The organism is Flavimobilis marinus (assembly GCF_900113055.1).
Lineage (GTDB): Bacteria > Actinomycetota > Actinomycetes > Actinomycetales > Cellulomonadaceae > Flavimobilis > Flavimobilis marinus.
In genome coordinates, this window is record NZ_FONZ01000001.1 from 921,110 (window position 1) to 942,292 (window position 21,183).

Consider the following 21,183-nt stretch of genomic DNA (forward strand, 5'->3'; position numbering starts at 1 on the left):
AACGCGAGCGGACCGGACCGGTAACTGCCGTTGGCCACTGTGGTCCCCAGACCGGCCGAGCGGCTGGTGCGGAAGGGATTCGGTCACATGGACTTCACGCTGGACACCGGTAACACCGCGTGGCTCTTGGCGTCAGCATCTCTGGTGCTGCTCATGACGCCAGGGCTCGCGTTCTTCTACGGGGGCATGGTCAGAAGCAAGAGCGTCCTCAACATGATGATGATGAGCTTCGGGGCCATGGGCCTCGTCGGCATCATCTACGTGCTCTGGGGCTACTCGATGTCGTTCGGGGACGACGTCGCCGGCCTGTTCGGCAACCCGTTCCAGTTCTTCGGTCTGAGCGACCTGACGGACGCAGACGGCATCCTCGCGGGGAACGGCGTGCCGGCGCTCGTCGGGGTGGCCTTCCAGGCCACCTTCGCGATCATCACCGTCGCCCTGATCTCCGGGTCGCTCGCCGACCGCACCCGCTTCGGGGCGTGGCTGACCTTCGCGGGCCTGTGGGTCACGCTGTCGTACTTCCCCCTCGCGCACATGGTGTGGGGCGGCGGCTTGCTCAGCGGCTCCGAGGACGGCCTCGCGGCCATGATCTTCGGGACCACCGACGGTGCTGCGAGCGTCGCACCGCTCGACTTCGCGGGCGGCACGGTCGTGCACATCAACGCGGGCATCGCCGGTCTGGTGCTGGCGCTGATCGTCGGCAAGCGCAAGGGCTTCGGCAAGGAGCCCATGCGTCCGCACAACCTGCCGTTCGTGATGCTCGGCGCGGCGCTGCTGTGGTTCGGCTGGTTCGGCTTCAACGCCGGGTCCGCGGGCGCGGCGAACGAGCAGGCCGGCCTGGCGTGGGTGACCACCACGGTCGCGACCTGCGCGGCGATGCTCGGCTGGCTCGTGACGGAGAAGATCCGTGACGGGCACCCGACCTCCCTCGGTGCCGCTTCTGGTGTGGTGGCGGGCCTCGTGGCGATCACGCCGGGCGCCGGATTCGTGTCGCCGGTGGGCGCCATCTTCATCGGCCTCGTCGCCGGTGTGCTCTGCGCGCTGGCCGTGGGCCTCAAGTACAAGTTCGGCTACGACGACTCGCTCGACGTGGTCGGCGTGCACCTCGTCGGTGGCCTCGTCGGCACCGTGCTGCTGGGCCTCTGGTCCACCGACCAGGGCCTGTTCTACGGCCACGGCATCGAGTCGTTCGTCGTCCAGATCGTCATCGCGGTCGCCGCGATGCTGATCTCCGGCATCGTCACCGCCGTCCTCGGCTACGGCGTCAAGGCCACCCTCGGGTGGCGTGTCAGCGAGGACGTCGAGGTGGGCGGCATCGACCTCGCCGAGCACGGCGAGGCCGCGTACGAGACGATCGGCTCCGGCCGAGTGATCACGGAGGGCAAGGCATGAAGCTCGTCACAGGAATCATCCAGCCGCACCGCCTGGACGACGTGAAGTCGGCCCTGGAGGCAGCGGGAGTCCGAGGCATGACGGTGAGCGAGGCCAGCGGCTACGGCCGTCAGAAGGGCCACACCGAGGTGTACCGCGGGGCCGAGTACACGGTCGACCTCGTGCCGAAGGTCCGGATCGAGGTGCTCGTGATCGACGAGGACGCCACGACCGTGACCGAGGCGATCGTTGCTGCGGCACAGACCGGCAAGATCGGCGACGGCAAGGTGTGGACCGTCCCGGTCGACGACGTCGCCCGGGTCCGCACCGGCGAGCACGGCGCCGAGGCGCTGTAGTCGCACGTGGCTGACGCAACCACGGGCCCGGAGGTCTCGCACCCCACGGTGCGGGACCTCCGGGCCTCTCGGCTCTCCCTCGCACGCGCGTCGCTCGAGGCGGGGGAGAGCGGCGCGCGACGCCGCGCGCGGACCAGCGCGCTCGTCGTCGACGGGCTCGCTCGCCTCTGGGACGCGGTCGTCGACGACGGCCACGGCCTCGCCCTCGCGGCGGTGGGCAGCCTGGCCCGCGACGAGGCGGGTCCGTGCTCGGACCTCGACCTCGTCCTGCTGCACGACGGCCGGACCCGGTCCGCCGACCAGATCGAGGAGATCGCCCAGCGCCTGTGGTACCCGTTGTGGGACGCCGGCCTCGAGCTCGACCACGCCGTCCGCTCCCTCGCCGGCTGCCGGCGGGTGGCCAGCAAGGACCTGCCCGCGGCGGTCGGGCTCCTGCACACGCGGGCCGTCGCGGGGGACGCGAGCCTCGTGCACGCGGCGTCGTCGGCCGTGCTCCAGGACTGGCGCGGGGCGGCGCGTCGCCGGCTCCCGGAGCTCCTCGACTCCACCCGCGAGCGGGCTTCCCGGTTCGGGGAGCTCGCGTACCTCATCGAGCCGGACCTCAAGGAGGCGCGCGGCGGGATCCGGGACGCGACCGTGCTCTCCGCGCTCGCCGCCTCGTGGATCACCGACCGCCCGCACGGCGAGGTCGACCGCGCCTACGGCCATCTCCTGGACGTGCGTGACGCGCTCGCCCTTGCCACGCGACGTCGCACCAACAAGCTGCTGCTCGCGGACCAGGACGAGGTCGCGGCACTGTGCGGCCTGGCCGACTCCGACGACCTCCTGGCCTCGACCGCCGAGGCTGGTCGGGTCCTCACCTACGCCCTGGACACGACCGCACGCCGCGCACGGCAGGCGTTGGCACATCCCGGCCGCGGCCCGCGGATCGTGCGTGGCCGGCGGGTCGCGCCCCGGCTGCAGCGCGTCGGTGACGGCCTGGTCGAGCACGACGGCGAGCTCGTGCTGGCGAGCGACGCCCAACCCGAGCGCGACCCCCTGCTCCCGCTGCGCGCGGCGGCGACCGCGGCTCGCACGGGGCTGCAGCTGTCGCCCGTCACGGTCGGGTCGCTCGCGCTCTGCCCTCCCATGCCGGAGCCCTGGCCGCGGATCGCGCGCACGCACCTGCAGTCGCTGCTCGCGTCCGGCGCCGCCCAGGTGCAGGTCTGGGAGGCGCTCGACCTCGCCGGCGTCGTGACGTCGTGGATCCCGGAGTGGCAGGGCGTGCGGAACCGGCCGCAGCGCGCGGCGGTGCACCGCCACACGGTCGACCGGCACCTCGTGGAGGTCGCCGCCCGGGCCAGCGGCGACCGCAAGCGGGTCGCCGACCCCGAGGTGCTGCTCCTCGCCGCGCTCCTGCACGACATCGGCAAGCGCGCGGGCGCCGCCGACCACAGCGTCGCGGGCGCCGCGCTCGTCCCCGACATCCTCGGCCGTATGGGCTACGCCGCCGACGTCGTGGGCGACGTGACGCTCCTGGTCCGCCACCACCTGACCCTCGCGCGGCTCGCGACGACCGCCGACCCCGACGACCCCGCGACCGTCGCCGAGCTCGTCGCCGCGGTCGCGGGCCGAGCCGACCTGCTCACCTGCCTGCGGGTCCTGACGGAGGCCGACTCGTCCTCGCTCGGCCCGACCGGCTGGACGTCCTGGCGCGCGACCCTCGTGGACGACCTCACCGCGCGCGCACGACGCCATCTCGGTGGCGGCGGGTAGGCTGTGCCGTTGCAGCCCTCTTGCCCCGCAGCAGCCGATCGTGAGGATCAACACCGGTGTTCGCCACGCTCTCAGACCGCCTGACATCGACCTTCAAGCACCTGCGCACGCGGGGTCGCCTGAGCGAGGCCGACATCGACGCGACCGTGCGGGAGATCCGCCGGGCCCTGCTCGACGCCGACGTCGCGGTCAGCGTCGTGCGCGAGTTCACGGGCAAGGTGCGGGAGCGTGCGCTGTCCGCGGAGGTCTCGGGCGCGCTCAACCCGGCCCAGCAGGTCGTGAAGATCGTCAACGACGAGCTCGTCGCCATCCTCGGTGGGGACGCGCGGGGTCTGAACCTCGCGAAGAACCCGCCCACGGTCATCATGCTCGCCGGCCTCCAGGGTGCCGGCAAGACGACGCTCGCCGGCAAGCTCGCGGTGCACCTGCGCGAGCAGGGGCACACCCCGCTGCTCGTCGCGGCCGACCTCCAGCGCCCGAACGCCGTGACCCAGCTCAAGGTCGTCGGTGAGCGCGCGGGGGCTCCCGTGTACGCCCCGCACCCGGGGGTCGCCGGCGAGGACGAGGTCCCCACGGGCGACCCGGTCGCCGTGGCACGTGCCGGTGTGGAGACGGCGAGGTCCCGCCAGCACGACGTCGTGATCATCGACACCGCCGGCCGCCTCGGCATCGACGCCGAGCTCATGACCCAGGCGTCGGAGATCCGCGAGGCGACGCAGCCGGACGAGGTGCTCTTCGTCATCGACGCCATGATCGGCCAGGACGCGGTGACCACCGCGCGAGCGTTCGCCGACGGCGTGGGCTTCACCGGCGTCGTCCTGTCGAAGCTTGACGGCGACGCCCGTGGTGGCGCGGCGCTGTCGGTCGCGAGCGTCACGGGTCGCCCGATCCTCTTCGCGTCCACAGGTGAGAAGCTCACGGACTTCGAGCCGTTCTACCCGGACCGCATGGCCTCGCGCATCCTCGACATGGGTGACGTGCTGACCCTGATCGAACAGGCCGAGAAGGCGTTCGACGCCGACGAGGCCGAGCGCATGGCGAACAAGCTCGCGGGCGGGGAGGACTTCACGCTCGAGGACTTCCTCGTGCAGATGCAGGGCATGCGCAACATGGGCTCGATGAAGAAGATGCTCGGGATGCTGCCGGGCATGGGCCAGATGCGCGAGGCCCTCGAGAGCTTCGACGAGCGTGAGGTCGACCGCATCGAGGCGATCGTCCGCTCGATGACCCCGGCCGAGCGCCGTAACCCCAAGCTCATCAACGGTTCGCGCCGCGCGCGCATCGCGAAGGGCTCGGGATCGACGACGACGGCGGTCAACCAGCTCCTCGAGCGTTTCGCCGGTGCCCAGAAGATGATGAAGCAGATGGCCCGCGGCGGCGGCGGGGGCATGCCTGGCATGGGCGCGCTGCCCGGCATGGGGGGCAAGAAGTCCAAGGGTCGCATGCAGGCGCCGCCCAAGAAGGGCAAGGCCAAGTCGGGCAACCCCGCCAAGCGCGCGGAGCAGGAGCGCCTCGCGCGGCTGCGGGCGGCGGGCGAGATGCCGGCTGCGCCCGCGCCGCAGGGGTCGGCCTTCGGCCTCGGTGGTGCGAAGAAGCCGGGGGTCCCGGACCTCTCGCCCGACGACCTGAAGAAGCTGCTCGGGGGCTGACGTGCCCGACGTCCTGCACCTGGCGGGCCCGGTCCGCGTCGGCGACGACGACGTGCGACCGGAGGCCTGGGTGGTCGGTGGCCGGATCACCTACGAGCGGCCGTCGTCCGGGGACGTCACGCGGGTGCCGGGCTGGGTCGTGCCCGGGCTGGTCGACGTGCACTGTCACATCGGGCTCGTCGCCACCGGCCCGGCCGACCGCGCGGCCGCCCAGGCGCAGGCCCTGGCGGACCGTGACTCGGGCGTGCTGCTCGTGCGCGACGCAGGCTCGCCGTCGGACACGCGCTGGATCGACGAGCGCGACGACCTGCCCCGACTGATCCGGGCGGGCGCTCATCTGGCGCGCCCCAAGCGCTACCTGCGCGGCTACGGCATCGAGCTCGACGACGTCGCGGACCTTCCGGACGAGGTGCGGCGCCAGGCCGAGCGCGGGGACGGCTGGGTCAAGATCGTGGCGGACTGGATCGACCGCGAGGCGGGGGCCGAGGCGGACCTTGCGCCCCTCTGGCCTGCGGACGTGCTGGGCGACGCCGTCGCCCGGGCGCACGACGCCGGTGCTCGCGTCACGGCGCACACGTTCAGCACCGTGGCGCTCGACCCGTTGCTCGACGCCGGCGTCGACTGCCTCGAGCACGGGACGGGACTGACGGCGCAGCAGATCGACCGCGTCGCGCGCACGGGCGTCGCGGTGACGCCGACCCTGCTCCAGGTGGCGCAGTTCGGGGCGATCGCTGGCCAGGCCGACGGTAAGTACCCGGTGTACGCCGGGCACATGCGGCAGATGCACGCCCGACGCTACGAGCACGTGCGCGACCTGTTCGACGCCGGCGTGCGGCTCCTCGTCGGGACGGATGCGGGCGGGACGCTCAGCCACGGGCGGATCGCGGACGAGTGCGCCGAGCTGGCCCGCGCGGGCGTCCCGGCCCTCGACGTCCTGGGCGCCGCGAGCTGGCGCACGCGGGAGTACCTGGGCGTCCCCGGGCTCGTCGAAGGGGCCAGCGCGGACCTCGTGGTGTACGACGCCGACCCTGCGCGCGACGTGCGTGCCCTCACGACGCCGAGCGCGGTCGTGCTGCGCGGGAGCCGGGTGGCATGAAGCCCCGGCCGCGCACGTGTTGGAGCATCGGTCCGGGTCTGGCAGAATAACCCCCTGTACTCGGCATGCCCGGCCCCTCTCTCCGCGCAGTGCCGTGTCCTGAACCCGATCGCCGTGCGGCCCCACCGCGTGGCGCCACGGTTCGCCCACATCTGAGAACCAGGAGAGACCACCACTGTGGCCACCAAGATTCGTCTGAAGCGTCTCGGCAAGATCCGTGCGCCGTACTACCGTGTCGTCATCGCCGACTCCCGCACCAAGCGTGACGGTCGCGTCATCGAGGAGATCGGCAAGTACCACCCCACCGAGGAGCCGTCGCTCATCGACATCTCCTCCGAGCGCGCGCAGTACTGGCTGAGCGTCGGCGCGCAGCCGACCGAGCAGGTCCTCGCCCTCCTCAAGGTCACCGGTGACTGGCAGAAGTTCAAGGGCCTCCCGGGCGCCGAGGGCACCCTGCGCGTCAAGGGCGAGAAGGTCGACCCTGCCGCCGCGATCGCCGCAGCGGCCGAGCAGGCCGAGAAGGTCAAGGCCAAGGCCTCCGAGGCCAAGGCTGCCGAGCCCGCCCCCGCTGCCGAGGCTCCCGCTGAGGAGTCGGCGGAGGAGCAGGCCTGATGCTCGCCGACGCTCTGGAGCACCTGGTCCGCGGCATCGTCGACAACCCGGACGAGGTCCAGGTCGAGACGCGCAACCGCGGACGGGGCGAGGTTCTCGAGGTGCGCGTGCACCCCGACGACCTCGGCCGCGTGATCGGCAGGTCCGGCCGCACGGCGCGAGCCCTGCGGACGGTCGTCGGGGCGTTGTCCCCGGCTCCCGTGCGGGTCGACGTCGTCGACGTGGACCGCCGCTGAGCCTCCCAGAGCGTCACCGTCTCAGGCCCGGCCCCTCGTGGGCCGGGCCTGAGACGTTTCTCCCCACGACACACGCACACCACCGCGCCGCGCGCGCAGGACCCCAGGAGACGACATGCAGCTGATGGCAGCCCGGATCGGGCGGGCGCACGGCCTGCGCGGCGAGGTCGGCATCGACGTCCACACCGACGTGCCCGAGGAGCGGCTCGCCGTCGGCCAGCGCCTCAGCACGAACGCGGGGACCGAGCTGGTGGTGTCGTCGGTTCGGGTCGCGAACGGCCGCTGGCTGATCGGCTTCGAGGGCGTCCCCGACCGCACCGCCGCGGAGGCCCTGCGCGGCCTCGAGCTCCTCGTCGACGCCGACACCTCGGACGAAGACGACGCCTGGTACCCGCACGAGCTCGAAGGCCTGCGGGCCGAGCTCGCGGACGGCACCGTCGTCGGGACCGTCCTCGGCATCGAGCACCCGCCCGCCCACGACGTCCTCGTGGTGCGCGAGACCACCGGCGAGCGGACCCTCGTGCCGTTCGTCGCCGCGATCGTGCCGGTCGTCGACGTCGCCGGCGGACGCGTCGTGCTCGACCCGCCCGGCGGTCTGCTGGCGCGGGACGCGGATGCGATCGTCGTCGCCCGCCCCGACGGCGACGAGCCCGCGGAGGCGTAGTGCGCATCGACGTCGTCACGATCTTTCCCGAGTACCTCGCGGCGCTCGACCTCTCGCTGGTGGGCAAGGCCCGCACGAGCGGCCTGCTCGACCTGCAGGTCCACGACCTGCGCACCTGGGCCACGGACCGGCACCGGACCGTGGACGACACCCCTGCCGGTGGCGGCGCCGGCATGGTGATGCGTCCCGACGTGTGGGGCGCGGCGCTCGACGAGGTGATCCAGGGACCGGGAACCGTGCTGGTCGTGCCGACGCCGTCCGGGCCGACGTTCACCCAGGAGACCGCGCACGCGTGGGCCGAGGCCGACCAGCTCGTGTTCGCCTGCGGTCGGTACGAGGGGATCGACGCGCGCGTGGCCGAGCACTACCGCGCAGCCGGGGTCCAGGTCCGCGAGGTCTCGATCGGCGACTACGTCCTCAACGGCGGTGAGGTCGCCGCCCTCGTGATGACGGAGGCCGTCGTCCGCCTGCTCCCGGGCGTCATCGGGAACCCCGCGTCGCTGGTCGAGGAGTCGCACGGCGAGGCGGGCCTGCTCGAGTACCCCGTGTTCACGCGGCCGGTGACGTGGCGCGAGCTCGACGTCCCCGACGTGCTGATGTCCGGGCACCACGGCAAGATCGCGCGCTGGCGCCGCGACCAGGCGCTCGCACGTACAGCGGCCCGGCGGCCCGACCTCGTGGCGGCCCTCGAGCCCACCGCGCTCGACAAGGACGACCGCGCGACCCTCGCTCAGCTCGGCTGGGTCGTCGCGGACGGCGTCGTCGCACCGCAACCCGGCCAGGACGCCTGAGGCTGCGGATTACCCGACGCAGGTCCGCGTGTGGCAAGATTGGTCGTTGGTGCCGCTCGAGTCTCTGCCACAGGGGAGAACTCGCTCAGCGCATCCCCTCGGGATGCGAACGCACCCAGTCGAACCCGTAGGGCCCACGTTCGTGGTCGGCCCCCTGAGACGCGTTCCTGACCTGTGGCAGGACGAGGAGTGAACATGCACACGCTCGACTCCGTCGACGCAGCATCGCTGCGCACCGACATCCCGGCCTTCCGCGCCGGCGACTCGCTCAAGGTCAACGTCAAGGTCGTCGAGGGCACGCGCTCGCGCATCCAGGCGTTCCAGGGCATCGTGATCGCCCGCCAGGGTGGTGGCGTCCGTGAGACCTTCACCATCCGCAAGATCAGCTTCGGCGTCGGCGTCGAGCGCACCTTCCCGATCCACACCCCGGCGATCGAGTCGATCGAGGTCGTCTCTCGCGGTGACGTGCGTCGCGCGAAGCTGTACTACCTGCGCAAGCTCCGCGGCAAGAAGGCCCGCATCAAGGAGAAGCGCGAGCCGAAGGCCTGAGCCTTCTCGCTCCGAACAACGTCCACGGCGGGCGGGTGACGATCACCCGCCCGCCGTCGTCGTTCCCGGGCCCTGGCGTGCGCGTCCAGCCACGGGACGTATCGTGGTCCGGTGGCATGGACGGCAAGTTCTGACGAAGGTGGCGTGGTGGACCCCGAGAGCGACGCTGGCGCCGAGCCGACGCCCGAACCCTCCCGACGCCCCGAGCAGCCGCGCCGCAAGCGCGGCTCCCTCCTGCGCGAGCTCGTCATCATCGTCGTCAGCGCGCTGCTGCTGTCCTGGCTGGTCAAGACGTACCTAGTCCAGCCCTTCTCGATCCCCAGCTCGTCGATGGAGGACACGCTGATCGAGGGCGACCGCGTGCTGGTCTCCAAGCTCGTGCCGCGGTTCGCCGACGTCCGCCGCGGCGACGTCATCGTGTTCAAGGACCCGGGCGGCTGGCTGGGCGAGGACGGTCCCGAGGACGCCGACGGCGTCACGGGCTTCGCGGACGACGCCCTCACCTTCGTCGGGCTCCGTCCCCAGGACGCCGGCGAGCACCTGATCAAGCGTGTCGTCGGGGTCGGGGGCGATCACGTCACGTGCTGCGACGACGAGGGCCGCGTGTCCGTCAACGGCGTGCCGCTCGCCGAGACCTATCTCAAGCCGGGCGTCGCGCCCAGCCAGACGGAGTTCGACACGGTCGTGCCCGAGGACTCCTACTGGGTGATGGGCGACAACCGCCCGCACTCGCACGACTCGCGATACACCGGTGGTCTGCCGGGAGGCGGCTACGTGCCGCTCGACGACGTCGTCGGCGTCGCGTTCGCACGGGTCTGGCCGGTCGACCGGCTTGCGCTCATGAAGAACCCGGAGGACGTGTTCGCGCCGGTGGGGGAGCCGTGACGAAGGCCGACCTGCGCCACGAGCGTGCTTGGCTCCGGGAGGGGCCGCTGCTCGTGGCGGGCATGGACGAGGTCGGGCGCGGCGCGCTGGCTGGCCCCGTGAGCGTCGGCGTCACGGTCGTGCGGGCGACGACCCGGCCGTGCCCCGCGGGGCTCACCGACTCCAAGGCGCTGTCCGCGGCGGCACGCGAGCGGTTCGAGGCCCTCGTGCAGACGTGGGCGGTGGCCTGGGGCGTCGGGCACGCGAGCGCGGCCGAGATCGACGAGGTCGGCATCATCGGGGCGCTGCGGCGCGCCGGCGAGCGCGCGCTGAGCCGCGTCGAGGCCGCGTGCGGACCGGTCGCGGCGGTGCTGCTGGACGGCTCGCACGACTGGCTCACCCCGCCCGCGCAGGGTGACCTCTTCAGCGCCGCCGACGTCGGGCCGGCGCGTGCGGTGCGCACCCTCGTCAAGGGCGACCTGCGCTGCGCCTCGGTGGCGGGTGCGAGCGTCCTCGCCAAGTGCGAGCGCGACCGGATCATGACCGCGCTCGCCGCAGGGCACGAGGCGTACGGCTGGGACCGGAACAAGGGCTACGGAGCCCCGGACCACCTCGAGGCGTTGCGCACGAGCGGCCCGAGCGAGCACCACCGCCGGTCGTGGCGGCTCCCCGGGGTCGGTTCGGCACCGGCCTCGGCATGCGAGATGATGGTCCCGTGAGCGCCGAGGACCTGGAGAACTACGAGACAGAGATGGAGCTCGCGCTCTATCGCGAGTACCGCGACGTCGTCGGGCTGTTCTCGTACGTCGTCGAGACCGAGCGTCGGTTCTACCTGGCCAACCAGGTCGACCTCCAGGTCCGCTCGGCCGCGGGCGAGGTCTACTTCGAGCTGACTCTCGCCGACGCGTGGGTGTGGGACGTGTACCGCTCGGCGCGGTTCGTGAAGTCCGTGCGCGTCGTGACGTTCAAGGACGTCAACGTCGAGGAGCTCGCGCGCGCCGAGCTCACGCTCTAGCCAGCGCCCTCCCCAGCGACGCCTGCGGACGACGCTGTCCACAGGTACGCCGGCGCCGCCCGTGCGAGGCGCGCTGGTGCCTCAGGTTGAGACCTGGAGGTGGTGCTCATGCGCGCGAAGGACGCGGTGGGACAGTACGGCGAGCGCACGGCGGCGCGGTTCCTGGAGGACTGCGGGTACGCGCTGGTGGCCCGCAACTGGCGAGGGACCGGGGGCGAGCTCGACATCGTCGCGCTCGACGGCGACGAGGTCGTCGTGGTCGAGGTGAAGACGCGGACGAGCACGGCGTTCGGGCACCCGGCGCAGGCGGTGACGCCGCGCAAGCTTGCCCGGCTGCGCCGGCTCGCCGGGGAGTGGCTGACCACGTACGAGCCGTACGTCGCGTCGGTGCGGATCGACGTCGTCGCCGTGACGGCGCAGCGTCAGGGACGCGCCGTCGTCGAGCACCTCGTGGGGGTGTGCTGATGGGCCTGGGCCGCGCCGGCGCGGTGGCGCTCGTCGGGCTCACGGGGCACGTCGTCCAGGTGGAGGCGCACCTCGCGGCCTCCGTGCCCGGCTTCACCCTCATCGGCCTCCCGGACGCGGCGCTCAGCGAGTCGCGGGACCGCGTGCGCGCGGCGGTGACGTCGTCCGGGCTGCGTTGGCCCAACCGCAAGGTGACGGTGAACCTGTCGCCCGCGGCGCTGCCCAAGCAGGGCTCGGGCTTCGACCTGGCGATCGCGGTCGCGGTCCTCGCGGGTGCGGGACTGGTCGACGCAGCCAGTGCCGCGCGCGCCGTGCACCTGGGCGAGCTGGGCCTCGACGGTCGTGTGCACCCCGTGCGCGGGGTCCTGCCTGCCGTGGCGGCCGCCGTGGCCGCCGGCGTGGAGCGCGTCGTGGTCGCGGAGGCGGATGCCGCCGAGGCGCGCCTGGTGCGCGGGGCAGACGTCCGCGGCGTCGCGACCCTCGGCGAGCTCGCCCTCGCGTACGGGGCGCAGATCCCGCCGCCGGCAGTGCTGCCGCCCGTCGCGCGCGGGCCCGTGCGCGCGCCGCGTGCCGAGACCCCTGACCTGGCGGATGTGCTGGGGCAGGGGCCGGCCCGGCAGGCGCTCGAGGTTGCGGCCGCAGGTGGGCACCACCTGCTCATGGTCGGGCCGCCGGGCGCGGGCAAGACGATGCTCGCCACGCGCCTGCCCGGGATCCTCCCGGACCTCGGGGAGGACGAGTCCGTCGAGGTCACCGCGCTGCACTCGGTGGCGGGCACGTTCGACCCGAGCGTCGGGCTGATCCGGCGCCCCCCGTTCGAGGGTCCGCACCACACGGCGACGGCGGCATCGATCGTGGGTGGGGGGTCGGGCCTGCCGCGGCCGGGTGCGGCCTCCCGGGCGCACCGCGGGGTCCTGTTCCTCGACGAGGCCCCCGAGTTCGCCGGACGCGTGCTGCAGACCCTGCGTCAGCCGCTCGAGCAGGGCGAGCTCGTCATCCATCGTGCGGGCGGCGCGGCGCGCTACCCCGCGCGGTTCCAGCTCGTCCTGGCGGCGAACCCGTGCCCGTGCGGACGGGCGTTCGGCAAGGGGCTCGACTGCACGTGCTCCTCGCTCGCCCGACGTCGCTACTTCGCACGGCTCGACGGCCCGCTCCTGGACCGCGTCGACCTCCAGGTGGAAGTCGCGCCGGTGCGCCGTGCCGACCTCGCCGACGGCGCTCGGGGCGAGGCGAGCGCCGCGGTGGCCGCACGCGTGCGAGCGGCCAGGGACGCGCAGACGGAGCGGTACCTCGGCACGGGGTGGGCCACCAACGCGGAGGCGAACGGTGGATGGCTGCGGCGACGCCTGGGGGCGCGGGTCCGCGTGCTGGGCGATCTCGACCGGGCGCTCGACCGCGGACAGCTGACGCTGCGGGGGGCGGACCGGGTGCTCAAGGTCGCCTGGACGCTCGCGGATCTGGCGGGCCGCGACGGGCCCGGGGCCGAGGACGTGGCGCGCGCCCTCGCCCTGCGGACGAGGAGCGGCTCGTGACCGGGCTGCGGTTCGACGTCGGTGACGCGGTGCTCGCCGCCGCCGCGTGGAGCCGCCTTGCCGAGCCCGCCGACGCGGTCGCGGGGGCGCTCGTGCGCACGATCGGGGCCGGGTCGGCGCTGCGCTGGCTGGACGCCTCCCAGGACCAGGCCGCCCGTGGCGTCGCCGAGCTCGTGGAGCGTGGCGTCGTGGCGCCGGCGGCCGCCCCGGCGCTGGTCCGCGGCGTCGACCGCTGGCGGCCACGCCTGGCTGTCCTGGACCCCGCGCGGGAGCTGCGCGTCCTGGCCCGGCTCGGCGGGCGAGTGGTCCTGCCGGGGTCGCCGGGGTGGCCGGCGGGCCTGGACGACCTGGGCGCCGAGGCGCCGTTCTGCCTGTGGGTGCGCGGCAGGTCCGTGGACGCCGGCGGTGCCGCGATCGTCGGTGCCCGGGCGAGCACGGAGTACGGCAACCAGGTGGCGTCCGACCTCGCCACGGGACTCGCCGACCGCGGCGTGGTCGTCGTCTCCGGAGGTGCGTACGGCATCGACGCAGCCGCGCACCGGGGTGCCCTTGCCGCGGGTGGCGCGTCGGTCGCCGTGCTCGCGGGCGGCGTGGACCGGCTCTACCCGGCAGGCAACGCACGGCTCCTCGAGGCGTTGTGCGACGCGGGCGCGGTGACGAGCGAGGTCCCGCCGGGCTCGGTGCCGTCACGGGTGCGGTTCCTGCAGCGCAACCGGCTGATCGCCGCCCTGACCGTGGCGACCGTCGTGGTCGAGGCCGCGTGGCGCTCCGGCGCGCTGAGCACGGCGGGTCGAGCCGCGGAGCTGCTGCGTCCGGTGGGAGCGGTGCCCGGCCCCGTCACGTCCGCCGCCTCGGCCGGCTGCCACCGCCTCCTGCGCGAGCAAGGCGCCGTGTGCGTCACGGACGCCGCCGAGGTGGCCGAGCTCGTGGGCGCCGCCGGCGAGCACCTTCCGGCTGCGCGCCCCGACGAGCACCGCCCGGGGGACGGGCTCGCGGAGCGGGAGCGGCGCGTCTTCGAGGCTCTCCCGCTGCGGCGGGGGGCTGGCACCGCAGCCCTTTCGCGGGCGGCCGGGCTGGGCACGCAGGACACGATGGCGGCGGCGGGGACGCTCGAGCTCGCGGGCCTCGCCGTGCGCGACCTGGACGGGTGGCGACGAGTGAACAACCCTCCGGGGCGAAACGGGTCAGAGGTCAGATGACCCAGTTCTGGCGCGGTTCGGCCGCGGCGTATCAGGTCGTCCTGGGTGAGGAAGTCGGCTTTGGCCTGCGCTGACGGCGCGATATTTGCGGCGAACGGGGGATAAACCCGACATTGACCTCACCAGGCGCACAAGATCGTGCTTGTGAAACGGCTCACGACAGGCCACCGTGGTGCCCGTGAGCTCGACATTAGAGGTTCGTGAGACGACGGAGTGGGGTCCCCACCTCGCCGACTTCGCCGCGCACCTCGACGCCCAGCGCGGGCTGGCGGCACACACCGTCCGGGCCTACCGGTCCGACCTGGAACAGCTGGCCGTGTACGCCGCCGAGCAGGGCGTGACGAGCGTTGCGGACATCGACCTGACCGTCCTGCGGGGATGGCTGGGGTCGATGACCGAGCGCAACCTGTCGCGGGCCACGATCGCTCGACGCGGCGCCAGCGCCCGGACCTTCTTCGAGTGGGCGGCGCGCACCGGCCGCGTGGCGAACGACCCCGCCTCGCGGCTCGCGAGCCCCCGGGCCGACCGTTCGTTGCCGACCGTGCTGGGCGTGGACAGCGCCGCCCGCCTCATGGAGGCGGCGCGCGAGCGCGCCGCGAGCGACAACCCGGCCCACCTGCGTGACTGGGCCGCGGTCGAGCTCCTGTACGCCACCGGGATCCGCGTGGGCGAGCTCGTCGGAGTCGACGTGCACGACGTCGACCTCGACCAGCGGATGGTCCGTGTGCTGGGCAAGGGCGCCAAGGAGCGCGTCGTGCCCTTCGGCCAGCCCGCAGGACGGGCTCTCGACGCCTGGCTGACGCGCGGCCGGCACGTGCTCACCTCCCGGCTCACCGACGACGCGCTCCTCCTCGGCTCGCGCGGTCAGCGTTGGGGCCAGCGGCAGGTCCGCGAGGTCGTGCACGACCTCGCCCGGCTCGCGGACGTCGAGGACATCGCCCCGCACGGGCTGCGCCACAGCGCGGCGACCCACCTCCTCGCCGGGGGCTCCGACCTCCGTGGCGTCCAGGAGGTCCTCGGGCACGCGACCCTCGCGACCACACAGAAGTACACCCACGTCAGCGCCGAGCGGCTCCGCTCGTCGTACGAGCTCGCGCACCCCCGTGCGTGAGGCGAGAGAAGGTCTGAGCATGCTGCCAGCCGCCAGCCCCACCGTCGACCCCGGCCAGGCCTCCGGGTTCCGTCCTCGCCTCGTCACCGACGAGGTCGACGCCGCCGAGCTCGTCCGCGAGGCGTGGCAGGACTACAAGGCCCACGGCAGCGCCGCGCGTCGCGAGCAGCTCATCCTGCACTACGCGCCGCTCGTGACGATGGTCGCCTCGCGGGTGGCCATGCGCCTGCCGAGCTCCGTCGAGCATGCGGACCTCGTGTCGTACGGCATGTTCGGGCTGATCGACGCGATCGACAAGTTCGAGATCGACCGCGAGATCAAGTTCGAGACCTACGCCTCCTCCCGCATCCGCGGGGCGATCATCGACGAGCTCCGCTCGATCGACTGGGTGCCGCGCTCGGTGCGCACCAAGGCACGCGCCATCGACCAGGCGTACGCCGAGCTCGAGGGGCACCTGCGCCGGACGCCGACCGACGCCGAGGTCGCCGCGTGGATCGGTATGCCGCTCGCCGAGGTCCGCGCCATCACCACCCAGCTGTCCAACGCCAACGTCGTCGCCCTCGACGAGCTGCTCGCCGTCGGCGCCGAGCGCGCGGACACGGTCTCGGCCGTCGACCCGCAGGGCCCCCGCGAGGTCGACCCCGCCCGCACGTTCGAGGCGAAGGAGACCAAGTACCTCCTCGCCCGTGCGATCGGCCAGCTGGGTGACCGCGAGAAGATGGTGCTCACGCTCTACTACTTCGAGAACATGACGCTCTCGGAGATCGGCACCGTGCTCGGCGTGACGGAGTCGCGGATCTCCCAGATGCACACCGCGGCCATGGCGCGGCTGCGCGCCCTGCTGGTCGCGAGCGAGAAGGCCTGACCTCACGCCCTGAGGGGCAGCAGCACGATCCGCACCTCCGCGAGCAGCAGCGCGGGATCCAGGTAGTCATCACCCACCCGGACGCCCCAGTGCACGCAGGTGTCCGGCGCGCAGTGGCCGGGGTGCGCTCCCACGTGCCCGACGACGTCCCCCCGCTCGACCGAGGTGCCCACCGCGGCTGTCGAGCGCACGGGCTCGAGCGTGCTGCGTGTCCCGTCCGCGTGCGCGACCACGAGCACCGGACGGTCGACGACGACACCCGCGAACGTCACGAGACCGTCGCGCGGCGCGCGGACGGGGTCGAGCTCTTCCGCCCGCAGATCGAGGCCGCGGTGCCCCGCGAGCCAGCGCTCCGGGGGTCGGTGGAAGGCGGCGACGACGCGCCCGGGCACCGGGGGAGACCAGGGGCTGTCGGGCGGCGGTGCGCCGTCGGCCGTCGCGAGCAGGGCGAGCGCGAGCGTGAGCGCTGCGGCGCGCAGGGGTCGGACGGCGGAGGACAGGTGCACGAGACGAGCCTGCGTGGTCGGGGGACACTCGCGTCGCGATCGCGTCGACCTGTGGGTGCGGCACCGGGTCGGCGGTGCCTGGGGAGGGCGGTGGGAACACCGACCACGCGCGTCCGGTAGACTCCATGACGCGCTGGCCCTGTGCCAGTGACATCGCGTGCCCTCACCTCGTGCCTGGGAAGTCGACCAGGGGCAGGTCAGCGCCTGCACAGGTCCGGGTCAGACCCGGCGCCGGCCAAGCAGGGCACCAGGGGGACGACCTCGCCGAGGACGTCCCGAGAACCTCAGAGAAGCAAGCGGCCCTCGGGCTGCCCGACACACGCACGGACAGGCTTGCTGCCGCCGTGCCAGAAAGGTTGTGCCATGGCCGTCGTGACCATGCGCCAGCTCCTCGACAGCGGAGTCCACTTCGGACACCAGACGCGTCGCTGGAACCCCAAGATGAAGCGCTTCATCTTCACCGAGCGCAACGGCATCTACATCGTCGACCTGCAGCAGTCGCTGTCCTACATCGACACCGCGTACGACTTCGTCAAGCAGACGGTGGCGCACGGTGGCACCGTGCTCTTCGTCGGCACGAAGAAGCAGGCCCAGGAGCCCGTCGCCGAGCAGGCTGCGCGCGTGGGCATGCCCTACGTCAACCACCGCTGGCTCGGTGGCATGCTCACGAACTTCGGCACCGTGCACAAGCGCCTCCAGCGCATGAAGGAGCTCGAGCAGATCGACTTCGACGACGTCGCGGGCTCGTCCCTGACGAAGAAGGAGCTGCTCGTCCTGCGTCGCGAGAAGGACAAGCTCGTGCGCACCCTCGGCGGCATCCGCGAGATGTCCAAGGTGCCCTCCGCGGTCTGGATCGTCGACACGAACAAGGAGCACCTTGCCGTCGACGAGGCGCGCAAGCTGCACATCCCGATCGTCGCGATCCTCGACACCAACTGCGACCCGGACGTCGTCGACTACAAGATCCCGGGCAACGACGACGCGATCCGCGCCGTCTCGCTGCTGACCCGCGTGATCGCCGACGCCGTGGCCGACGGTCTCATGGCGCGTTCGGCCGGCAAGTCGGGCCAGACCGCCGACGCTGCCGCCGAGCCGCTGGCCGAGTGGGAGCGCGAGCTCCTCGCCGGTGCCGAGGCTCCCGCCGCTGAGGCTCCTGCGGCTGAGGCTCCTGCGGCTGAGGCTCCTGCGGCTGAGGCTGAGGCTCCTGCCGCTGACGCCGAGGCCCCGGCCGAGACGCCCGTTGCCGAGGCTCCCGCCGCTGAGGCTCCTGCCGCTGAGGCTGCTCCTGAGGCGACCACGCCGTCCGAGTGATGCCACTGGCCGGGCGGGGAGACCCGCCCGGCCTTCGCACGCCCACCCACACACTTCTGCACAGGTAAGGGAACCACCATGGCGAACTACACCGCCGCTGACATCAAGGCCCTGCGCGAGCGCACCGGCGCTGGCATGCTCGACGTCAAGAAGGCGCTCGACGAGGCTGACGGCAACGCCGAGAAGGCGCTCGAGATCATCCGCGTGAAGGGGCTCAAGGGCGTCAGCAAGCGTGAGGGCCGCGCAACCTCGGAGGGCCTCGTCGCGCTCCAGATCGTCCCCTCCGCCGAGGGTGAGACCGGCACCGTCATCGAGCTCAACTGCGAGACGGACTTCGTCGCCAAGAACGACAAGTTCATCGCGCTGTCCGAGCAGGTGCTGGCGGCCGTCGTCGCTGCCGGAGCCACCGAGGTCGACGCGGCGCAGTCCGCTCCCGTCGACGGCCAGACGGTCGCGGAGCTCATCGTCGAGAAGTCGGCCGAGCTCGGCGAGAAGATCGCCCTGCGCCGCGTCGCCGTCGTCTCGGGCGAGAAGGTCACGAGCTACCTGCACCGCACCGCCAAGGACCTGCCGCCGTCGATCGGTGTCCTCGTCGCCACGGACGCCGCCGGTGCGGCCGCGGGCAAGGACGTCGCCCAGCACGTCGCCGCGATCGCGCCGACGTTCCTCTCCCGCGACGACGTCCCCGCCGAGACGGTCGAGAACGAGCGCCGCATCGCCGAGGAGACCTCGCGCAACGAGGGCAAGCCCGAGGCCGCGCTGCCGAAGATCGTCGAGGGTCGCCTCGGTGGCTTCTTCAAGGACGTCGTGCTCCTCGACCAGCCCCTCGCGAAGGACCCGAAGAAGACGGTCAAGCAGGCCGTGGCCGAGGCCGGCGGCGTCGTGACGTCGTTCGTCCGGTTCCGCGTCGGTTCCTGATCCCTCCCGAGCGCCGTTGGTCCAGCCCTTGCGGGCGGGACCGACGGCGCTCGTGCAGGTAGCCCCGCCCGCAGAGCACGTTGCTGTCGCCGACCGAAGGAGCCCTACCCATGACCGCTGACACCACGAAGCCGACCCGGCGCCGCGTCCTGCTCAAGCTCTCGGGCGAGACGTTCGGCGGTGGCCAGATCGGACTGGCCCCCGACGTCGTCCAGCGCGTCTCGGCGGAGATCGCGCAGGCCGTGGCCCAGGGCGTCGAGGTAGCGATCGTCGTCGGCGGAGGCAACTTCTTCCGCGGGGCCGAGCTCTCCCAGCGCGGCCTCGACCGCGCCCGCGCGGACTACATGGGCATGCTCGGCACCGTGATGAACTGCCTCGCGCTGCAGGACTTCCTCGAGCAGGCCGGGGTGTCCACCCGGGTGCAGACCGCGATCACCATGGGCCAGGTGGCCGAGCCCTACATCCCCCTGCGGGCGATCCGTCACCTCGAGAAGGGCCGCGTCGTGATCTTCGGTGCCGGCGCGGGCATGCCGTACTTCTCCACCGACACCGTCGCCGTGCAGCGTTCCCTCGAGACCCACTGCGACGAGGTCCTGATGGGCAAGAACGGCGTCGACGGGGTCTACACGGCGGACCCCAAGCTGGACCCGACGGCGCGCAAGCTCGATGTGCTGACCTATGGCGACGCCCTCCAGCAGGGCCTGCGCGTGGTGGATGCCACCGCGTTCAGCCTCTGCATGGACAATGGGGTGCAGATGCGGGTGTTCGGCATGGGAGAGCCCGGCAACGTCACGCGGGCGCTCCTCGGCGAGAACATCGGCACGGTCGTCACCGCGGACTGACCCCGCGCCACCGTGAGAGCCGCCACCGTTCGGTGCGTGGCGAAGAACTGATGAAGGAGCACGCGTGATCGACGAGACCCTCCTCGAAGCCGAGGACAAGATGGACAAGGCCGTCGCGGTCGCCAAGGAGGACTTCTCGGCGATCCGTACCGGACGGGCGAACGCCGCGATGTTCTCGAAGGTCTTCGTCGACTACTACGGCAGCCCGACCCCGCTGCAGCAGCTCGCGTCGTTCAACGTGACCGAGGCGCGCACCGTGCTCATCTCGCCGTTCGACAAGACGGCGATGACTGCCATCGAGAAGGCGCTGCGTGACTCCGACCTCGGCGTGAACCCGGCGAACGACGGCAACGTGATCCGCGTGGTCCTGCCGGCGCTCACCGAGGAGCGTCGTCGTGACTACGTCAAGCTCGCCAAGACGAAGGCGGAGGACGCGCGCGTGTCCATCCGTGCCGTGCGTCGCAAGGCCAAGGACCTCATCGACCGTGCCGTCAAGGACGGCGACGCCGGCGAGGACGAGGGTACGCGAGCCGAGAAGGAGCTCGACGCCGTGACCAAGCGCCACACCGATGCGGTCGACCAGCTGCTGGCGGCGAAGGAAGCCGAGCTCCTCGAGATCTGATGGCTGAGGTCTTCGAGCAGGTGAGCGCAGGTTCATCCGCACGCACCGGGCGCGACATGCCCAAGGCCGTGGGGGTGGGCCTGCTACTGCTTGCCGTGGTGGCGGGCTCACTCTTCCTCGTCAAGGGCGTGTTTGTCGCCCTCGCGGTGCTGGCTGTGGGGGCCGCGCTGTGGGAGCTCGCGCAGGCGTTCCGTCGCCGTGCGCTCACCCTCCCGCTACTGCCGCTGTGGGTCGGGACGGCGGGCATGCTCGTCTCGGCGTACACATCAGGACGCGAGGCGCTCATGGTCTCGTTCTTCCTCACCGTCGTCGGCGTCGTGGTCTGGCGCGCGATCGACGGGCACGCCGAGAGCGCGCTGCGGGACGCCGCGGCCGGCGTCTTCGCCGCCACCTACCTGCCGCTGCTCGCCGGCTTCGCCATGCTCATGCTGGCCCAGCCCCAGGGCGAGATCCGCGTGTGCCTGTTCATCCTGCTCGCGGTGGCCAACGACGTCGGTGGGTTCTTCGCCGGCGTGCGGTTCGGCAAGCATCCGCTCGCACCGTCGGTGAGCCCCAAGAAGAGCTGGGAGGGCCTCGCAGGCTCGTTCCTGCTCGCCCTGGTGGTCGGTGTCGTCGGTGCCGCGCTGCTCGGAGCGCCATGGTGGATGGGCATTGCGCTCGGCGTCGCGACGCCGCTGACCGCCACCGCGGGAGACCTCGCCGAGTCGCTGCTCAAGCGCGACATGGAGCTCAAGGACATGGGCTCGCTCCTGCCCGGCCACGGCGGCGTGCTCGACCGGCTCGACTCGATGCTCCTCACTGCCCCCTTCGTCTATCTCCTGCTGTCGGTGTCCGTGCCGATCGTGGGCTGAACC

General features: G+C 72.6%; 24 protein-coding genes. 23 read left to right on the forward strand and 1 reads right to left on the reverse strand.

All coding sequences use genetic code 11. The annotated features are described in order from the left end of the window. Nucleotides 1-87: 87 nt before the first annotated feature. The 18 genes from BMZ30_RS04245 to BMZ30_RS04330 all read left to right on the forward strand — a co-directional run bounded on the left by BMZ30_RS04245 (nt 88) and on the right by BMZ30_RS04330 (nt 16,130). Nucleotides 88-1,392, forward strand: coding sequence for an ammonium transporter (locus tag BMZ30_RS04245; protein ID WP_093375320.1), 1,305 nt, complete (start codon nt 88-90; stop codon nt 1,390-1,392). Next, complete coding sequence (locus BMZ30_RS04250) at nt 1,389-1,727, forward strand: P-II family nitrogen regulator (protein ID WP_093375321.1); 339 nt, start codon at nt 1,389-1,391, stop codon at nt 1,725-1,727. Before BMZ30_RS04245 ends, BMZ30_RS04250 begins: the two co-directional genes overlap by 4 nt. A 6-nt stretch (nt 1,728-1,733) precedes the next feature. After that, on the forward strand, nt 1,734-3,482 hold the full coding sequence (locus BMZ30_RS04255; RefSeq protein WP_093375323.1) for a [protein-PII] uridylyltransferase family protein: 1,749 nt from the start codon (nt 1,734-1,736) through the stop codon (nt 3,480-3,482). A 56-nt stretch (nt 3,483-3,538) separates the two neighbouring features. Next, nucleotides 3,539-5,131, forward strand: coding sequence for a signal recognition particle protein (gene ffh, locus BMZ30_RS04260; protein ID WP_093375325.1), 1,593 nt, complete (start codon nt 3,539-3,541; stop codon nt 5,129-5,131). A 1-nt stretch (nt 5,132) separates the two neighbouring features. Beyond that, nucleotides 5,133-6,227, forward strand: coding sequence for an amidohydrolase family protein (locus tag BMZ30_RS04265; protein WP_093375327.1), 1,095 nt, complete (start codon nt 5,133-5,135; stop codon nt 6,225-6,227). 177 nt (nt 6,228-6,404) lie between these two features. Further along, complete coding sequence (gene rpsP / locus BMZ30_RS04270) at nt 6,405-6,839, forward strand: 30S ribosomal protein S16 (RefSeq protein WP_093375329.1); 435 nt, start codon at nt 6,405-6,407, stop codon at nt 6,837-6,839. Further along, nucleotides 6,839-7,075, forward strand: coding sequence for an RNA-binding protein (locus BMZ30_RS04275; RefSeq protein WP_093375331.1), 237 nt, complete (start codon nt 6,839-6,841; stop codon nt 7,073-7,075). The genes rpsP and BMZ30_RS04275 overlap by 1 nt, the downstream gene beginning before the upstream one ends. A gap of 115 nt (nt 7,076-7,190) precedes the next feature. Beyond that, nucleotides 7,191-7,739, forward strand: a complete 549-nt coding sequence (gene rimM / locus BMZ30_RS04280) for a ribosome maturation factor RimM (protein WP_093375333.1) — start codon at nt 7,191-7,193, stop codon at nt 7,737-7,739. Next, on the forward strand, nt 7,739-8,530 hold the full coding sequence (gene trmD / locus BMZ30_RS04285) for a tRNA (guanosine(37)-N1)-methyltransferase TrmD (RefSeq protein ID WP_093375335.1): 792 nt from the start codon (nt 7,739-7,741) through the stop codon (nt 8,528-8,530). The genes rimM and trmD overlap by 1 nt, the downstream gene beginning before the upstream one ends. Nucleotides 8,531-8,725: 195 nt before the next feature. Next, nucleotides 8,726-9,079 (forward strand): 50S ribosomal protein L19, encoded by a 354-nt coding sequence (rplS, locus tag BMZ30_RS04290; protein WP_093375771.1) that lies wholly within the window; start codon nt 8,726-8,728, stop codon nt 9,077-9,079. Between the two features lie 147 nt (nt 9,080-9,226). Next, nucleotides 9,227-9,964 carry a signal peptidase I gene (gene lepB / locus BMZ30_RS04295; protein ID WP_229828253.1) on the forward strand — a complete coding sequence of 246 codons (738 nt, stop codon included), beginning with the start codon at nt 9,227-9,229 and terminating at the stop codon, nt 9,962-9,964. Beyond that, nucleotides 9,961-10,662, forward strand: a complete 702-nt coding sequence (locus BMZ30_RS04300) for a ribonuclease HII (protein WP_229828251.1) — start codon at nt 9,961-9,963, stop codon at nt 10,660-10,662. Before lepB ends, BMZ30_RS04300 begins: the two co-directional genes overlap by 4 nt. Next, the gene (locus BMZ30_RS04305; RefSeq protein WP_093375338.1) at nt 10,659-10,958 is read left to right on the forward strand and encodes a DUF2469 domain-containing protein; all 300 of its coding nucleotides are present in this window, start codon (nt 10,659-10,661) and stop codon (nt 10,956-10,958) included. The genes BMZ30_RS04300 and BMZ30_RS04305 overlap by 4 nt, the downstream gene beginning before the upstream one ends. Nucleotides 10,959-11,066: 108 nt before the next feature. Continuing rightward, nucleotides 11,067-11,423, forward strand: coding sequence for a YraN family protein (locus BMZ30_RS04310; protein ID WP_093375775.1), 357 nt, complete (start codon nt 11,067-11,069; stop codon nt 11,421-11,423). After that, complete coding sequence (locus tag BMZ30_RS04315) at nt 11,423-12,955, forward strand: YifB family Mg chelatase-like AAA ATPase (protein WP_093375340.1); 1,533 nt, start codon at nt 11,423-11,425, stop codon at nt 12,953-12,955. The genes BMZ30_RS04310 and BMZ30_RS04315 overlap by 1 nt, the downstream gene beginning before the upstream one ends. Next, nucleotides 12,952-14,154, forward strand: coding sequence for a DNA-processing protein DprA (dprA, locus tag BMZ30_RS04320; protein ID WP_093375342.1), 1,203 nt, complete (start codon nt 12,952-12,954; stop codon nt 14,152-14,154). Before BMZ30_RS04315 ends, dprA begins: the two co-directional genes overlap by 4 nt. A 178-nt stretch (nt 14,155-14,332) precedes the next feature. Then, nucleotides 14,333-15,265, forward strand: a complete 933-nt coding sequence (locus BMZ30_RS04325; RefSeq protein WP_093375777.1) for a tyrosine recombinase XerC — start codon at nt 14,333-14,335, stop codon at nt 15,263-15,265. Nucleotides 15,266-15,284: 19 nt separating this feature from the next. After that, nucleotides 15,285-16,130, forward strand: a complete 846-nt coding sequence (locus BMZ30_RS04330; RefSeq protein ID WP_093375344.1) for a FliA/WhiG family RNA polymerase sigma factor — start codon at nt 15,285-15,287, stop codon at nt 16,128-16,130. 2 nt (nt 16,131-16,132) lie between these two features. On the opposite strand, the gene BMZ30_RS04335 is transcribed toward BMZ30_RS04330, so the two are convergent. Continuing rightward, nucleotides 16,133-16,636, reverse strand: coding sequence for a M23 family metallopeptidase (locus BMZ30_RS04335; RefSeq protein ID WP_229828248.1), 504 nt, complete (start codon nt 16,634-16,636; stop codon nt 16,133-16,135). A 363-nt stretch (nt 16,637-16,999) separates the two neighbouring features. Between BMZ30_RS04335 and rpsB the strand changes: the two genes are divergently transcribed. The 5 genes from rpsB (at nt 17,000) to BMZ30_RS04360 (ending at nt 21,180) form a co-directional block, all read left to right on the forward strand. Continuing rightward, nucleotides 17,000-17,947: a 30S ribosomal protein S2 gene (gene rpsB / locus BMZ30_RS04340; protein WP_093375346.1), complete on the forward strand. Its 948-nt coding sequence runs from the start codon at nt 17,000-17,002 to the stop codon at nt 17,945-17,947. A 78-nt stretch (nt 17,948-18,025) separates the two neighbouring features. Further along, nucleotides 18,026-18,865 (forward strand): translation elongation factor Ts, encoded by an 840-nt coding sequence (tsf, locus tag BMZ30_RS04345; RefSeq protein ID WP_093375348.1) that lies wholly within the window; start codon nt 18,026-18,028, stop codon nt 18,863-18,865. Nucleotides 18,866-18,975: 110 nt separating this feature from the next. Continuing rightward, a complete protein-coding gene (gene pyrH / locus BMZ30_RS04350; protein ID WP_093375350.1) occupies nt 18,976-19,707 on the forward strand; it encodes a UMP kinase in 732 nt (243 codons plus the stop codon). A gap of 64 nt (nt 19,708-19,771) precedes the next feature. Then, a complete protein-coding gene (gene frr, locus BMZ30_RS04355; RefSeq protein ID WP_093375352.1) occupies nt 19,772-20,329 on the forward strand; it encodes a ribosome recycling factor in 558 nt (185 codons plus the stop codon). Then, nucleotides 20,329-21,180 carry a phosphatidate cytidylyltransferase gene (locus BMZ30_RS04360; RefSeq protein ID WP_093375354.1) on the forward strand — a complete coding sequence of 284 codons (852 nt, stop codon included), beginning with the start codon at nt 20,329-20,331 and terminating at the stop codon, nt 21,178-21,180. The genes frr and BMZ30_RS04360 overlap by 1 nt, the downstream gene beginning before the upstream one ends. Nucleotides 21,181-21,183: the final 3 nt, after the last annotated feature.